This window comes from Crocosphaera sp. Alani8, from assembly GCF_038442745.1.
Classification (GTDB): domain Bacteria; phylum Cyanobacteriota; class Cyanobacteriia; order Cyanobacteriales; family Microcystaceae; genus Crocosphaera.
In genome coordinates this window covers 1-16538 of sequence record NZ_JARVCN010000006.1, presented here as the reverse complement: position 1 = coordinate 16538, position 16538 = coordinate 1, and the positions used below count along the sequence as shown (strand labels likewise).

Sequence of the window (16538 nt, the reverse complement as noted above, 5' to 3'; positions counted from 1 at the left end):
ATCTTTGTCCCCTAACTTTCGGCGAGTCCCCCCAGACTTTTTGAGAAGCTTCCTGCTATCAGCAATATCTGGGTACATTTGTTCCTTTCGAGAACATCCTCGATGACATCTCGTAACTTTCTTTTTCCCTGCTCAATCTTTTCTAGGGTTTCTTCCATTTGAGTTAGAGGATCTATTTGCTTGATTTTCCGCAAAGAAACTAACTTCTTGATCAAATTATATAAAGGGCGATTACCTGGGCGAAATGACTCAATTAACCAACCTTCTTGGGAACGTAACTGAGGAATTAACCCGGCAAACACCACGGAAGACTTACCACTTCCAGATGCTCCAATTACCGCCACTAGGGACTGTTTCTGCACCGCTTCAACTAACTTTTCAGTAAATTTTTCCCGTCCAAAGAAGTATTGAGCATCCTGCTCTCTAAAAGCAAACAAACCCCGATAGGGACAAGGGGGAATAGCTTGCTCTGCTAATTCTGGACAAGCATTGATAAGCTGTGTGGTAGGAATAATAAAAGCTGCTCTATTTTCTGGTCGCCCACTATCAATGGCCACAGTCATCCCTGCTACCCCATCTAGCTGCTCATCCCAGACAGGAGAACCACTAAACCCTGGTTCAATACGATAAGCAGAAGAGGGTAAGACATCTATTTGCACTCGACCATTTCCCTGTGTCTCCCTGATGATGCCATCGGTATACACTCCTGATGATTGCCCTTTGGGAAAGCCAAATACTCGAAAAGGATGTTTCCAAAGGGTTTCTGCTGTAATTAATCGTATCGGTTGGATTCCTTCTGGCAGAAGGCTTTTCAGTTCTAATAAAGCCATATCTGCTCCCGTTTCTGGCAGAATAGAAGAACTTGGTTGAACGGGTATCCAGCGAACAACTTTCCCTTTAAGAATTTTTCCTGATGCTACTAAGGGAAAATCTAAACAGATTTCTTGACTGGGTTCATCGATCGCATTTAAAGGCTTTCCCAGTGCTGCATTAACCACATGAGCGCAGGTGAGAATGTGCTTATCAGACACCAAGAAACCTGCACCAACCACCTTCTCATTGGCTTGACGAATTCTGGCGATCGCTTCTAGTCGTTGAAACGTCATGATTCACTACATCTCACTTCTTCCACTTTAAGGTAATTTCATAGTTGCCTTCCACATTAGCAGAAGCAATAATGGCACCCATCTCAGCTGTCATCTTGATCCCGAATTTAACCTCTACTTCATCGGGAGAGTCTTTCAATTCACGGAGTTTACCAATAATGTTAGCAGCTACAGGCTTAATTTTATCCATTGCATCGGCAAAGGACGTTTGAGCTTGAACAACAACTTGTTGTCCAGGGTAGTTAGCCACCAGTCCTTCATCTACTTCAGAAGTTGGTAACTCCTCTACTTCTATCAGAATAGAGTCATCACCATCGAGGGGAAATTTAATTAATGGTTTCACAATGAACTTATACTATTCTCAGCATATAAAGTCTAAACAATAAATAGTATCTTGTCTAGTAAGCATTTTCTACGTTATGTATTGCATAAATGCAGAAATGTTGAATATTATAAAAAAGGCTAAAAAAAATAACTGTTAAAGATGATAAAAAAAGAAAGAATATAGGAAAGTAAAATTCATAATTTGATTGTACAAAGTTTTCCTAGAGTCATTATTTTTAAGATAAACTCGCCATTAAATTTCACAGTCCTTTGAAACCGGCGGATGAAGAGATGTTATTATCCCGAGAAGACTTATTCTGTTGAACAATTCCAATTTGATTGAGAATAATTCCTCCAAAAATCACTAAACCTCCCATATATTGGGCAGCTGTTGGGGTTTCTCCTAAAATAAAAAAAGCAGCTAAAACACCGGCGATGGGATTAAAGGAGTTAGCTAAAGATACCTCAGAAGCATTGCTACGTTTTAAACCAGCGAACCAGGCCAATTGACCGATAACTACAATAACTGTTCCGTAAAATATCATCCATTTCCACAGTAAAGGGGAGGATACGTCCATAAAATGTTCTGGTCCGAATAAAACTAGAGCGATCGCAAAAAAAATAACCGTCCCAAAAGCTGTTCTGGTGACACTAAACAACGCTAAAGATACATTTTGTAAACTAATGCGACTGATAATATTGGCGATCGCAGAAAATACTGCTCCTATGGTTGCCATCAACTCTCCCATTCCTAACTGAAAACCGGGCATTTCGATCATTTCGCTTTGGGGGGGTTGTAATACCACAGTGAGAACAACCCCAATAGTTGAGACAAATGCACCGCTTATTACCCAAGAGTTAAGCCTCGCTCTCAAAAATATAACAGATAATAGTAACGTTAGAGGAGGTTCGACGCGGCTAACTAAAATAACATTATTGACTCCAGTTCGTTCGAGCGCGCTAAAAAATAAAGCCGGTGCTAAAGATCCAGAAAGTAAGGCGACTATTAGTAAACAATACCAATCTCGGGAGGATAAAGAACGAAAAGCCGTCTGTTTTAGTTGAGGATAATAAACCCCTAGCAGAGCAAGTAAAGCGCAGAGATTACCCACAAATAAGACATTACAAAAAGAGATGGGGTTTCTGCCATCGATAAGATTTTCTGCGCCTAATTCTGTAAGTTTACGAGTTACAGAGTTGGCAATGCCGAATATCATCACCCCAACTAATAAATAGACACGACCTGAAATTTTATTAGACCAAGACAGCATAAGAAAATTTATCCTTTAAAATCGTTTTTCAAACTGAATACTCCCTCTATTATCATCGACAAAGTTACTCGATCCTCTAATAGTTGTACTCTCATTAATACGGTATTGTAACCCCAAATTTAGAGGGCGATCGCTGTTAACAATGGTTTGGATAGATAGGGTAAAATCTTCGGTTAAATCCAATCCGGCTTCTGCTGCTACGCCAATATTAGAAGTATTGAGGGAGTCATCTTTGTTGATTAAAGGCGTAGGAAAAATTCTAAATTCGCTCAGTCCTAATGCTTCCCCAATTGCTCCTTGAACTGGTCCAAAAACGGCATTACCTGCTAAATTTGCTAATCCTAGTGTGGTTTCTCCTGTTCCTAATGTGTTCAAAAAAGTACCTCCTAAAAGGGTAATAATTTGTTGCTGAGTTCGTTTCGGTTGACTGCTAAGTTGAACACTTTCAGTAAGGTTACTGGCGAATCCTTCTACGTTTGCTCTAATTCTTACTGTTTCTAAACTATTTTTGTTGGCACTAAATATTTCTGGTATTTCTGGAGAAGTAGGATTGATATTAACAGCATTCTGTGGTGTTTCTGTGGCAGAGGCAAACAGTTTAATATTTAGGTAAGGATCAAATCCTTTTTCTGGTAGAAATTGGGCTGTATTATTTTTCCCCCCAGCTAATCTTAGTTGACTGGCAAAGAGATTTACTAACCCGTTTTCTAAGTTAATATTTCCTTGTGGTTCTGGTCTTTCTAATGTTCCGTTTAGTTGTAAATTCCCTGTAGCTAAAAAGTTTAAAATGGGCAATCGAGTGATACTAATTCTATCTTTTAAATTTAATTGCAAATTATTCAGTTTTGTGCTAGATAATAACGAGTTAGTTTGCTTAGGTTTCTTACTATTTTCTTTGAGTAAAATTTGACCAGAAAATAGGTTAACTTCCCCTCCAATTTCGGGACTTAATAGACTTCCACCAATATTTAGATTTCCTTGAACTCCTCCTTGATAAATTTGTGGAAGGTTAAGGGCTAAATTGTTCAATTGTATTGCTAGAGATGGATCATTTTTTGTTAGTTTCAGGAGAGGTAAAGACCCACTAATGGCTACTTCACCACCGCTAAATTGCCCCGTTAAACTATCAAAAGCAATAGTATCTAAGTCAAAGAAAATTTTCCCATGAACCTGTTTAAAAGGACTTTGTGGCATCATTTTGGTGGCAATGGTGGCATTTTTAACCTGCGCTAAACCATCTGCTTGTAGTTCGTATGGAATACCTCGTTTTGGGTCTACTTTTCCTGATAAGTTTAATTGTACTTCTCCTGTTCCTCCTAACCAAGCGACTTGTCCTTGACTGAGAATGTTGAGTAGGGTTAACCCTTCATTTTTGGCCTGGAATTTTAGGAAGAAGCGATCGCTTTGGGGTTGGAGTTTGGATGAGGGAAAAATGTAGGGAAGGGTTCCTTCTATGGTTAAAGGTTCAGTTTGGCGATCGATAACACTACTCGCAATAAAGTTAAGTTGACCTTTCTCGTAGGTAAATTGTCCTTGAGTTGAGTCTAGCAGAGTTTGATTAATGCTAGGTTGATCGATAGCGAGTTTTCCTTCTGCTTGAGGGTTATCACGGGTTCCTCCCAGGTTCATACTTGCGTTGAGTTGTCCCCCCAAAGTAACAAGAGAGGGAAGGTTAACCCATTGTGAGATGGTTTCCAAAGGAACATTTACCACCTGTAACTGTCCTTGTTGGGTTTTCTGTCCGATGCTACCTGCAAATTGTACTAAACTGTCTTTTAATTGTAGATTAAAGGGTTCAAGGGTCAATATTCCTTCTTTCCAGTTTCCTTTGCTGTGAAACTGGGTTAGTTGATACTGTCCCCACTCCCATTGTTGTCCTATGATGTCAAAGTTTAGTTTTAATCCGTTTTTTGGGGTTATATTTAGGGCAATTTTTCCTTGAAAATCCCCTTTTAATTGCTCTAGTTCAGGTAGGGTCTTATTTTCTTGTTCTTTCTCTGTATTTTTTTTCAACCAAGCAGTAATTTTTTCTAGGGTTTCTAGGCGATCGCCAAGGGACTGTTTTGCGGTTTCTAGTTTAAAAAGAGGAGTTGGGGAACTCTGATTATTTTGGTAAAGATCAGCTGCTTTTGCGTATTTTGGCGGTTTTAATCCCCGTTTTAAGTCATCTACCTCAAAAATTTGTAGGGTTTCTAAAATATCTTGTAGTTTACCTCCATTGATGTTCACATCGGCTGCTATTTCTGGACCTTGAGGGGTTTGCTTAAATTGTCCATTTAGGTCGTATTGGCTATTATGGGTGGATACTGTGGCGTTATTGACTGCTAAACTTTGGTTGACATAGTGAAAGTTTCCTTTAACTTGTTTTGCTTGCACTGTACCTACGATGGGATTGAGAATAGCAACGTTTTTACCTGCGATCGCATCATTTTCTAAGTCTAGAATAAACTGACCGGATAATTTTCCTGTCATGGGTTGGAACAGAATAGGATTATTTTTGTGTTTCGTTTGAGCAATTTTTTGCAGAATAGGTAAAGAAAGGGAGTCAATATCTATTTTCCATTGATTTTCTTGTTTACTTGCTACTAAATCTATATTTTTCTGCTTGATAACTAGGTTTAGGGGGTTTAGTTGAGGATCTAGTTGTAGATGTAATTGATCTTTTGTTCCATTTAGAGCTAATTTTAAACCTTTTTCTGAGTTTTTTAGAATATTTCCGCTTATGACAGGCTCAAAATTAACATCTTCTACTTTTAAGTTAATTAACGCCATTTCTCCCTCAATTTTAGGGGTTCGAGGTGTTCCTGAGATTACCCCTTTAAAGTCTAATTTTCCTGAATAATCTATATTTTCCAAGGGGGATGATAGGGGTAAACTAGCTAAATTGAAGTTTTTTCCGTCAATATCAAAAGAAAATGCTCTTATTACTGGTAATTTGTTTTTATTGGGTTTAAAATCAACGTCTGACCACCCCTTTGCTGTTAAACCTTCTCCATTTAGTCCATCCAAGGTTAATCTTTGTCCATCCCATTGAATAGCTGCAGTTAAAGAACGGTCGACATAGGGTAATCCTTGACTAAATTGTAAGTTTCCCTTAGCTTGTAAGTATTTTAGGGATATTTTACTTAATTTACCTGCAATTTCCAATTCTCCTGACAAATTACCTGCTAATTCAGTAGCGATCGCTTTTAAGGGCAGAGAATCAGGTATCAAGGTAGTGGTAAAGTTACCTTGGGTAATGGTCAAATTATTAGCAGCGATCGCACCTTCGGATAATATTAATGTAGCATTACCTTTTCCTTCGATACTATTTAAAAAGGTGTTGGGATTGATATTTCCTACTAAAGCTAAATTACTGTTTAATTTTCCTGATAATCCTTCGGGAATTTGATTATTTAAACTACTGATATTAACATTATTACTTATTATTTCACTCGACCATTTACCTCCCCCTAAGGAAAGATTATTGGCAACTATTTTTCCTCCACCTACGGTTAAACTTCCCTGTCCTTTTCCCTGGATAGCATTAATATCAAAATCGAGATTACCCACCAGATCAAAACTTCCGTTTAAACTGCCTGGAAAAATTTTTCCAGGCAATAGTTTATTAATTTCAGTGTTATTTACTGCCAGTTTAGTTCGCCAACTCCCTTGGGATAACTGTATATTTTGGGCATTAATTAACCCATTTTCAACCTTTAATCTAAGTTCACCATCTGCTTTTAAGCTATCTTGCATTGGTTGCTTTGTATTTCCAGACACAAGAAGATTTCCTTGTATTTTTCCTTTTTTTAAGGGTAAATCTAAATCATTGGCATCAACCTGGGAAAGAATAACATTACTTTGCCAGTCACCATTTTTATAAGTAATATTCTCAGCTTTTATTATCCCCTTTCCTACTGGAAAGTTAGCCATTCCTGTTGCTGTAAAATTCTGAGGTTTCTTTAAATCTCCCGATAGATTGACACGAGTGAAAACTTGATTGATATAATTTGGGATATTTGTTTCATAAAGAGTTGCTAAACCAGATGTAGGTATGCTATTTCCTTCAATGTTAATAGAATAGGAACTAAAAGACGAATCAAGATTTATCTTACCTTTCCCTATTAATTTTCCCCCAAATGTAGGAATAGCCTGAAAACTGTCAATAGTAAGTTGAGATTTATTTAACGTTAAATTCGTTCTTATATTACTAAAATCAACACGATCAAATTTTACTTGATCTTGGTTATTTAAAGTAATCAAAACATTAGGGTCATTAAATTTGCCAAGAATCTTTAAATCTCCTTGAACTCTACCAGTTACAGGTAAATTTTTAGATTGTGGTTGTATAGTCTTAAATATATCTTTAATCGGGGTTACTTGAGTATTGGCTGTTAAGTTAAATCCCTTATCTAAATCAAGATTTCCGTTAACAACTCCTGTTATTTCTCCGAACTCAGTTATGACCTGATCAAACTCAATTTTTCTCTTTCTGAACTTTAACTGTCCCTGAGTAACTAGGGATTGAGGTAAACCTTTAACCTTGCTATCTACTTGGTTTAACCTAGCCACTCCTTGTAAGTTTTCTATTCTTCTATTGGCATGGGCAACTTCTAAATTAACATCTATTTTTCCCGAATTTAACTCTAGAGGAAGGTTCAAAATTTGACTGACTTTCTTGGCTGAAACTCTATGTCCTCTAACTAATAAATTAGTTGTTTTCTCCCCACGTCTAAATATTCCAGAAACATTAAGATTACCCTCTTCAATAAGATTAGATTTTACTCGAAACTTTATAGCATTATTCCTTCGATCAATTTGGAGTATTCCTGATAGATTTTGTAAGTTTATAGGAGTTTCTTTTTCACCTTCATTAGAACGAGACACGACAACAGCTTGTCCTTTTTCAATTGACAAACTCTTAAACCGAATAGGACTATTAGGATTCAATTTATTAAAACGAGTTACTAACCAATCTCCCTTTTCTCCTTGCTCTAAATAAGCCGATGGTTCAACAGCAGTTACATGAATTTCTAACTTCCCATTGATGATATATGCAATAGGATTGTAAGTAATTTTTAAAGCCGACATAGACACTTGAGCCGGATCAGTTGATGTAGATAAAAGATCCGTTTCTCCAAAGCGAATATAATTAAAAGAAAATCCTTCTAATGAGCCTAACTCCACAGGACGATTAAGAAAATTCTGGAGTTGTTGTTCTACTGTAGGAGTCAAGTTTTTTTGCACCAAGAAACCCCCAGCAACTGTGCCACCGCATAATCCCAAAAGGACAACACCAACACCCCAACCTATCCAAGAACGATGCTTTTTTGGGAATTGAAACTTTTTGGGAAATTCTAAACTAAACTCCCGTCGCTCAGGAAAAGGGTTTCTTTTCATGATTCCTACTCACACCACCAAAAACTTGCACTGATAAATTATCAGATTTTATGCACCCATTATAGTTCCTAAAATAAATATTAACGTCAAACCCTTTCCTAAAACCATCAAAATTTGGTAGCCTAATTTAATACTTAGGGAATGGAATGTAGAAGTGAATATTATTATTGGTCGCAACAAGTCAGCCCGAAGGGCTTACGGGATAGACGAAATCGCATTGGTACCTGGTACTCGTACTTTAGATCCAAGTTTAGCCGATACCGCTTGGACTATTGGAGGTATCCAACGTAACATACCCATATTAGCAAGTGCCATGGACGGGGTGGTAGATGTGAACATGGCTGGATTACTCTCAGACTTAGGAGCGATCGGTGTTCTTAATCTAGAAGGGATTCAAACTCGTTACAACGATCCCAACCCCATTCTCGATCGCATCGCATCCGTAGGCAACACTGAGTTTGTGGGGTTAATGCAGGAGTTGTATGCAAAACCTATTCAACCCGAATTAATCAAACAGCGCATCACCGAAATTAAAAGCAAAGGTGCCATAGCTGCGGTAAGTTTAACCCCTGCTGGTGCTTCTCAATACGGAGAAATTGTAGCAGAAGCGGGTGCAGATTTGTTGTTTGTACAGGCAACAGTGGTATCCACTGCACATTTATCCCCAGAATCTATTAATCCTCTAGATTTACAGGAATTTTCCCAACAAATGCCCATGCCTGTCATTTTCGGTAACTGTGTCACCTACGAAGTGGCCTTAAACTTGATGAAAGCAGGAGCAGCCGCAGTTTTGGTAGGGATTGGACCAGGTGCCGCTTGTACTTCTAGAGGGGTATTAGGGGTGGGAGTTCCCCAACCAACAGCGATCGCCGATTGTGCAGCCGCTAGGAATGATTTTCAGGAACAAACCGGCCGTTATGTCCCCGTGATAGCTGATGGTGGTATTGTCACCGGCGGAGACATTTGTAAATGTATCGCTTGTGGTGCCGATGCGGTGATGATTGGTTCTCCCATTGCCCGTGCTGCTGAAGCTCCTGGTAGGGGTTATCATTGGGGTATGGCAACTCCTTCCCCTGTATTACCCAGAGGAACCCGTATCAATGTAGGAACCACAGGTACCATCGAAGAAATTCTCACAGGCCCAGCTAAATTGGACGATGGCACCCATAATTTACTTGGAGCTTTGAAAACTAGTATGGGAACTTTAGGGGCTAAGGATCTTCGGGAAATGCAGGATGTGGAGGTGGTGATTGCACCCTCTTTGCTCACCGAAGGAAAAGTTTATCAGAAAGCTCAACAGTTGGGTATGGGTAAATAAAAGTTCCCATACTTGTGAGGTACAGAAGTTATCTCTTTGAGGCACAAGGCAGGGAGTAGAAGGCAGAAGTTAGGTTTACCTCATGAGTCCGAGAAACGCTATATTTTTTCAAATGGCAAAACCTGCTGGAAATGGAGAAAAATTTAAAATTCACAATTCCCCCTTCTGTGGGGATTTTTTTATGGTAACCATTAGATATTTCAATCAAAATGTCCCAAACTATTGTGGAAAGTAGGTGCCATCTTAGTTAAGTTTAAGGAGGTACAGGAACTAATTGTTACAAATTTGGTTCTTTTTTATATAGGGATTGACAAATTAAGGTCAATGACGGCAATCTAAAAAAAAGTTAAAATTGTTAACTCTGTTTTAAAATTGCTGGTTGTATATGTATGCTTTCTTTACTATCATCGCTATTCATCGCACAAACCCCTTCCTATCCCCTAACCTATAGGGAAAGGAATCCTCAGTTTATTACTCAACCTCAAGAGATACGTCCCCTACCAGGGGAACTCAATGACGTTTTAGTTTTCAATAGCAATAGTCCCGAAGTAGTTACTACAGAAGGTGTTTTATTATCGACGTTTCCTCCCAATGGGAAACGATATCCTAACGCCCATCTAAATCATCCTGTAGAGGGTCGTTTTGACGTTTTCAGCCATCACATTTCTCGACCCTCCCAAGGCAATAAAACCCTTTATCAAGGTCTTTTAGTTCATAACCCTACTTCCAAGACAATAACTGTCAATATCATACAGGGGGCTAGTTATTTAAACTCTTCTGATGCGCCTTTCATTAACCTCCCCTCCATTGTCGAAGATCCATCGGGAGAAGTATATTCTGGTCCGGGTTCTCGCTTAATGGGAGATATTTTGCGGGGGGTTAACCAAAAAGAATTATCCCGTCGCATTATTATCCCACCTTACCAGAGTGGTATGCTGTTTACCCTACCCATTAAACCGAGTAGCGCGCGCTCGACGTTTTTACGGGTGTACAGCGATGGACCCCTTTATATGGCTAATTTAGCCCTTTATGAAATAGCAGAACAAGTTAAATATCAACAGGAAGACGAGGAAAAAGTCAAGACTCTTTATCGACAACCCAACATCAACGAATGGCGAAGCATCGTTACCAGAGGTGGTTTAATTTATCCTAGGGATTTAGCTCCTACCCCTATTGACGTGGACTACGGCGATCGCACCATTTATGGTCGTGTTGCAGGTATTTCTGTGGGATCGGAATGGGAAGCAAGACTTAGCGATGGAGAGGGTAAACCTTATCTGAGTATTCCTCGACGGGGTGGAGCTTTTTCCTATCCTCTGAGTACGGTTACAACGGGAACCCACGGTACTCGACAGATACAAAGTGCGCCTATGCTGGTGCGTTATCCTGATACTGCTTACAAAGCTCACGGAAATTATGGAGTACATTATAGTTTAACCTTACCCTTGGTTAACAAGACCAATGAACCCCAAACTGTTGCCGTAACTTTACAAACCCCTTTCAAGAAAAATGAATACGCTGATCGCCTGATATTTTCTCGTCGTCCGGAAGGCCAAGTGTTCTTTCGGGGAACGGTACAAGTCAATTATCAAGATCGCAAAGGAAGCAATCAACAGCGTTTCTTTCATCTAGTACAGCGACAAGGACAAAAAGGAGAGCCTTTGGTGAGATTGAATCTAAAACCAGGAGAAGAAAGAAAGGTTGAGGTTGATTTTCTTTATCCTCCCGATGCAACACCTCCCCAAGTTTTAACCGTGGAAACCATGCAATTGTTCTACGGTAATCTTCCTAATTAAAAGTGTTGGTGTAGGGGGTTTGAGTCGAGTTAATTTCACCCCCAATTTTATTTTTATAAGCTAGAATATTCTTTTTTCCAGCACAAAAAAAACATTAGAATAGTGTGCCTTTTATTTGGTCTGGAAAGGATTTTGTACCATTTGCTTGTCGACCTTTTGGGTTAATTTATCCAATTCTATCACTTCACCTTCCGTGAGTCGCCAACCAGTAGCTCCTAAGTTTTGTTCCATTTGTTGATAATTTTTTGCTCCAGGAATAGGAATAAACCCTTTACAAATACACCAATTAATAGCTACTTGGGCCATGGTTTTTTCTCTTAAAGTGGCGATTTCTGCTAATCCTTGTAATAGAGGACGAGTTTTTGGCAACATTTGTCTAATAAATAAACCCCTAAAACCTTTAGGAACTGGACCATTTTCTTGATACTTTCCGGTTAACAATCCTAAAGCTAAAGGACTATAAGCGATTAATTTTATACCTAATTCATCACATACTTCTTTAACCCCTAATTCTGTTACGGGATAAGTAGATAATAGTGAATATTGTATCTGTAAACTGATAATTGGGATGTTTCTTTCAGTAAAACGTCGAATTATTTCTCTGATTCGTTTCGGACCATAATTAGATAAACCCACTCCCTTAACTAACCCTTGTTCGTATAAATCACCTAACCCATCCAACAGAGGCCATTCTTGCCAAGGAAAATAATTAGCAGTTGGCCAGTGCATTTGGACTAAATCAATATTTCTTCCTAACCGTTGCGCTGAGGCTTTTCCAGCGTTTACCATAGACTGACGAGTCCATCGCCAAGGATAAGCCGCTAACTTGGTGGCAATACAAATTTTATCCTGATTCAAGCCTTGATATTCTCTGGCAAATTCTCCTAATAGGGTTTCGCTACGTCCTTTAAGTTTTCCTGTACCGTAGGAATCTCCTGTATCAAACAGTGTCACACCGTTGCTGACAGCCAGGTTAAATACTTGCTTTAGCCCCTCATCCATGCTCTGATCGTAACCCCATAACAAACGATTTCCCCAAGCCCAGGTACCACATCCCATCTCAGACAAGGAAAGAGAAGAATTAACATCAATGAAAGTTTTTTGATAGTTGTCTAGGTTATGGGGTGGTTGTGTTGTCATTACTTTTATCTTCTTTCTGGGCTATGGTACTGTCTATTAACGGGGAGGTTCAGAAGCTTCTATAAGAAAGTGTTCTCCATCTTTTTCATAGACAAGGACTCGCTCACCTCTAGCTAATGAGTTACTGGGGTGATGAAATTTTAGTTTAGTTTGATCTGATAACTGTACAAAAATAATACTCCCATAAGAACCCGATACTACTCCTGTAATTGTACCAACTTCGTAAGGAGACTGTCTGGCTACATTTTCAGAATTAGAGCCTGTTGGAGTAGAAGTTTGTTTGAGAGGTTCTGCTGTAGTTATTTTAGCAACAGAAACAAGGGCAATAATGGAAATTATGCCGACTAAAAATCTATTCATTTAATTTTCCTCACTGATGAAATAACTGAGGTTTTACTCACATCTTGCACCTTCGATAAAACTGGCTAGTTTGTAAGCGTTTAGCTATCAGCCATCAGCTAAAAAATATCAATCCCTATCATCTACTGTGAGTAAGATTAAACCAATGCTGAACGCTGACTGCTGACTGCTTACTAATTTAAGTTTTTCTATACTGGTGCAAGATATCAGTTTTACACAAGAGTAATTACCTCATTTATTGCTGTTAATTTACTTTCTTTCAATTTAGGAGTTATGCCTGCTCTAAGCTATAAAAAGAAAATAAAATTTATTCCCTAATCCTAGGTGTTGCCTTAAATATCAGGTGAAGAGATTATTGGGAAAAATTAATCATAAACCAACTGTGTCTTCTCTTTGTTTTGTTTTTTGATAGCTTTTTTAACAGATGGAAATTATGCCGACCAAAAATCTATTCATTTAGTTTTACTCACTGATACAATAACTGAGGTTTTACCAAAGAGTAATTACCTCATTTATTACTGTTTATTTCCTTTCTTTCAATTTAGAAGTTATACCTGCTCTAAGCTATAAAAAGAAAATAAAGTCTGTTCTATAATCTCAGTTGTTGCCTTAAATATTAAATGAAGGTATTTAACTTGAGTTCAACATAAGAAAAGTTTTAGAATTCAGAAGTTTCAAACACCTATTTATCTCCTCAAAAAAACTTAATTATCAAAAACAAGACAGCATATTCGGAAATACGCATTCACCCCACACCCTAAACCCTACACCCCAATACCCCACACCCTAACCTCACCAACACTTTATAATACAGTTACATATAAACCGACCAATAACCGTTAAAATCTAAACTAGGTAAGATTAAGGAGAGATATTTGTGACTCGTCAATCAGCCCCAAGTTTGCAACCCTTATTGGGTGGTATTATTGCTGCGTTATTAGTGGTAATCAGCTTTAACTCATTCGTTGTCATTAACCCTGGACAGGCAGGGGTTTTAAGTGTTTTAGGGAAAGCACAAAATGGAGCATTATTAGAAGGACTTCATTTTAAACCTCCATTAGTATCTGCTGTGGATGTTTACGATGTTACTGTCCAAAAATTTGAAGTCCCAGCCCAGAGTGCAACCAAAGATTTGCAAGATTTAAGCGCAAGTTTTGCGATTAACTTTCGCCTCGATCCTGTGCAAGTTGTAGAAATCAGACGTACTCAAGGAACCTTACAAAATATTGTTTCTAAAATTGTTGCTCCCCAAACCCAAGAATCATTTAAGATAGCGGCTGCTAAACGGACAGTAGAACAGGCTATCACCCAAAGAAGCGAACTCAAAGAAGACTTTGACAACGCCCTCAATTCTCGCCTAGAAAAGTACGGTATTATTGTTCTAGATACCAGCGTTATTGACCTTAATTTTTCCCCTGAGTTTGCCCGTGCGGTAGAGGATAAACAGATCGCAGAACAAAAAGCACAACGGGCTGTTTATATTGCTCAAGAAGCTGAACAAGAAGCCCAAGCCGATATTAACCGTGCTAAGGGTAAAGCTGAGGCTCAACGGTTGTTAGCAGAAACCTTAAAAGCCCAAGGGGGTGAATTAGTTCTACAAAAAGAAGCCATCGAAGCTTGGAAGCAAGGCGGCGCACAAATGCCTAAAGTATTGGTCATGGGAGGGGATAGTAAGAGTAGTGTTCCTTTTCTCTTTAATTTAGGAGATTTGCCGGCTGAGTGATCGGCGAGTAATTATCAGGTGTAGGGTAGGTAATGTTAATTAGAAGTGTTCAATGGATCTCTAGAAACTATTTGCAACATTACCTATCTTGCTTCGAGATCTTATGAAAATTGAAAAAAGTTAAATTCTAAATTCCACACTTTCTATGACCAATTTTGCCATTAATGTTGATAACATAAGCTTTAGTTGGCACGAAAAGGCACCTGTTTTAACCTCTTGTTCCTTGGCAGTCCCAGAAGGAGAATTTTGGATGCTTTTAGGGGCAAACGGTAGCGGTAAATCAACCCTACTGAGATTGTTAACTAATTTGTTAACTCCCCAAAATGGAACCATTACCATGACTCCCCCCGTAGGTTTTGTCTTTCAAAACCCCGATCGCCAATTAGTTATGCCCACCGTTGGGGCTGATATTGCTTTTGGTTTAGTAGAGGAGAAGTTACCTCCTCTAGAGATACGCTATCGGGTCAGAGAGGCACTAACTGCAGTCAATTTACTAGAATTAGAAAGAAGACCTATATACGCTCTCAGTGGTGGACAAAAGCAACGCATTGCCATTGCCGGTGCCATCGCCCGTCATTGTTCGGTGTTGCTATTGGATGAACCAACGGCTTTGCTTGATCCTGATACTCAAATCGAATTGGTGGAACAAGTACAAAATTTAGTCAAGAGTCGCGGTATCACGGCTTTATGGGTGACACATCGCTTAGAAGAATTAAATTACTGCGATGGGGCTTTTTTACTTGAAGGGGGAAAAGTGGTGCAACAAGGAGATCCCCAGGTTATTAAAGCAAAAATTTCCCATTGAACAGGGTTTAGGGTGTGGGATTTAGTTTTTTATTCAGACGATAAAATCAAAAGAGTTAGGTTAGTGCTTAGAGCCGATGGTTATCCCTCTTCTGTCACTCTCCGAACGCCTTATATTTTCTAAAGTCTAGAGCCTTTGTTTATTAGGCTTCATAGGGATTCTACAAGACACTTACAGAACAAAAATATGGTTTAATAATGAGTGATTTTAATATATGTTGTATTTTTTGAAAGATTAAGGAAAACTATGAGGCTCTCAAAATTTCGCTTTCACCAAATCTGTATCTCTAACTTCAAGTCTGTATTTCTAACTTCGGCGACAATTGTTGGTTTGACTGGCTTGAGTTTTCCCGTTTCTGCAATAGAATTAGGACCTCAGCTTAACGAAACTCTACATACTTCCATTCAATTTGAACAATTATATGGCTTTGGCGATAGCATTAGCGATATAGGTAATACTTTTAATCTTGTCGGGTTTCCTCCTCCCCCTTATGTTGATGGACGGTTTTCTAACGGAAAAATTTGGGTGGATTTTCTCGCTGACTATTTTAAGGTTAATCCTACTCCAATTACTGCATTTGATAGTGCTACTTCACTCGCAGATACTGATGGTATTAACTTTGCTTTTGGGAGTGCTACATCGGGGCTAGATTTCCGACCTAGTCTTGGAATTGAGGTAGGGGTTCTCGCTCAGGTTGAGACTTTTATTAATTTACTTAATCAAAATGCTCAAACTCTTACTAATAGCAATGCTTTGTACACTCTCTTTGTCGGAGGAAGTGACTATTTAAACTTACCAAACCTACCTAATACTGTTGAAGAGACCGAACTAATTTATTCTCAAACAGTTAATAATATCTCCACTGTACTAACTCAATTAGCTGAAAATAATGCTAAAAATATTTTAGTATTAAATCTGCCTGATTTGGATAAACTTCCTTTAAGTGCCTCTTTAGTTGACTCTCAAAAAACCTCTTTAAACAATTTAGTTTTAGGACACAATGAATTACTGAAGAATGAGATTCAAAACCTTAGTACAGTATTCCCCAAGACTAACTTTACTCTGTTCGATCTTAACGGTCTATCAAATCAGATACAAGAAAAACCAGAAAATTTTGGTTTAACAAACGCAACCAACGGTTGTTTGATGTCACCAGAATGTTTAGATGCTGACAGTTACCTTTTCTGGGACGAGGTTCATTTTACAACGGCTGGATATCGAATATTAGCCGATTCTGTTCTAGAAAGCTTAGCAGCTAAACTGGCGTGGGGACACGAATACCTGAAAGCCTTACCAGATGACGAAAAGAGCCA

Annotated in this window: 11 protein-coding genes; 5 read left to right on the top strand and 6 right to left on the bottom strand. The window is 38.7% G+C overall.

Translation table 11 applies throughout. From position 1 onward, the window contains the following. Positions 1-11 precede the first annotated feature (11 nt). The 4 genes from P9B04_RS00415 to P9B04_RS00400 all read right to left on the bottom strand — a co-directional run bounded on the left by P9B04_RS00415 (position 12) and on the right by P9B04_RS00400 (position 8083). Positions 12-1106: an nSTAND1 domain-containing NTPase gene (locus tag P9B04_RS00415; protein ID WP_342053018.1), complete on the bottom strand. Its 1095-nt coding sequence runs from the start codon at positions 1104-1106 to the stop codon at positions 12-14. A gap of 13 nt (positions 1107-1119) precedes the next feature. Further along, positions 1120-1449: a CU044_2847 family protein gene (locus P9B04_RS00410; protein ID WP_342053017.1), complete on the bottom strand. Its 330-nt coding sequence runs from the start codon at positions 1447-1449 to the stop codon at positions 1120-1122. A gap of 241 nt (positions 1450-1690) precedes the next feature. After that, complete coding sequence (locus P9B04_RS00405; RefSeq protein WP_342053016.1) at positions 1691-2701, bottom strand: DMT family transporter; 1011 nt, start codon at positions 2699-2701, stop codon at positions 1691-1693. 15 nt (positions 2702-2716) lie between these two features. Next, the gene (locus tag P9B04_RS00400) at positions 2717-8083 is read right to left on the bottom strand and encodes a translocation/assembly module TamB domain-containing protein (protein ID WP_342053015.1); all 5367 of its coding nucleotides are present in this window, start codon (positions 8081-8083) and stop codon (positions 2717-2719) included. Positions 8084-8237: 154 nt separating this feature from the next. On the opposite strand from P9B04_RS00400, the gene P9B04_RS00395 reads away from it, so the two are divergent. Continuing rightward, positions 8238-9401: a GuaB3 family IMP dehydrogenase-related protein gene (locus tag P9B04_RS00395; protein WP_342053014.1), complete on the top strand. Its 1164-nt coding sequence runs from the start codon at positions 8238-8240 to the stop codon at positions 9399-9401. A gap of 389 nt (positions 9402-9790) precedes the next feature. Then, positions 9791-11197, top strand: a complete 1407-nt coding sequence (locus P9B04_RS00390; protein WP_342053013.1) for a DUF3370 domain-containing protein — start codon at positions 9791-9793, stop codon at positions 11195-11197. 111 nt (positions 11198-11308) lie between these two features. Here P9B04_RS00390 and P9B04_RS00385 read toward each other — a convergent pair whose 3' ends face one another. Together P9B04_RS00385 and P9B04_RS00380 are read right to left on the bottom strand one after the other, a co-directional pair. Beyond that, positions 11309-12337: an aldo/keto reductase gene (locus tag P9B04_RS00385; RefSeq protein WP_342053012.1), complete on the bottom strand. Its 1029-nt coding sequence runs from the start codon at positions 12335-12337 to the stop codon at positions 11309-11311. 36 nt (positions 12338-12373) lie between these two features. Beyond that, positions 12374-12697 (bottom strand): hypothetical protein, encoded by a 324-nt coding sequence (locus tag P9B04_RS00380; protein ID WP_342053011.1) that lies wholly within the window; start codon positions 12695-12697, stop codon positions 12374-12376. Positions 12698-13574: 877 nt separating this feature from the next. Here P9B04_RS00380 and P9B04_RS00375 point away from each other — a divergent pair. The 3 genes from P9B04_RS00375 to P9B04_RS00365 all read left to right on the top strand — a co-directional run. Further along, complete coding sequence (locus P9B04_RS00375) at positions 13575-14420, top strand: prohibitin family protein (protein WP_342053010.1); 846 nt, start codon at positions 13575-13577, stop codon at positions 14418-14420. Positions 14421-14565: 145 nt separating this feature from the next. Next, entirely contained in the window at positions 14566-15225 is a 660-nt protein-coding gene (locus tag P9B04_RS00370) for an energy-coupling factor ABC transporter ATP-binding protein (protein ID WP_342053009.1), read from the top strand. Between the two features lie 246 nt (positions 15226-15471). Then, the coding region (locus P9B04_RS00365; protein ID WP_342053008.1) for an SGNH/GDSL hydrolase family protein at positions 15472-16538 on the top strand (1067 nt) is incomplete at its 3' end.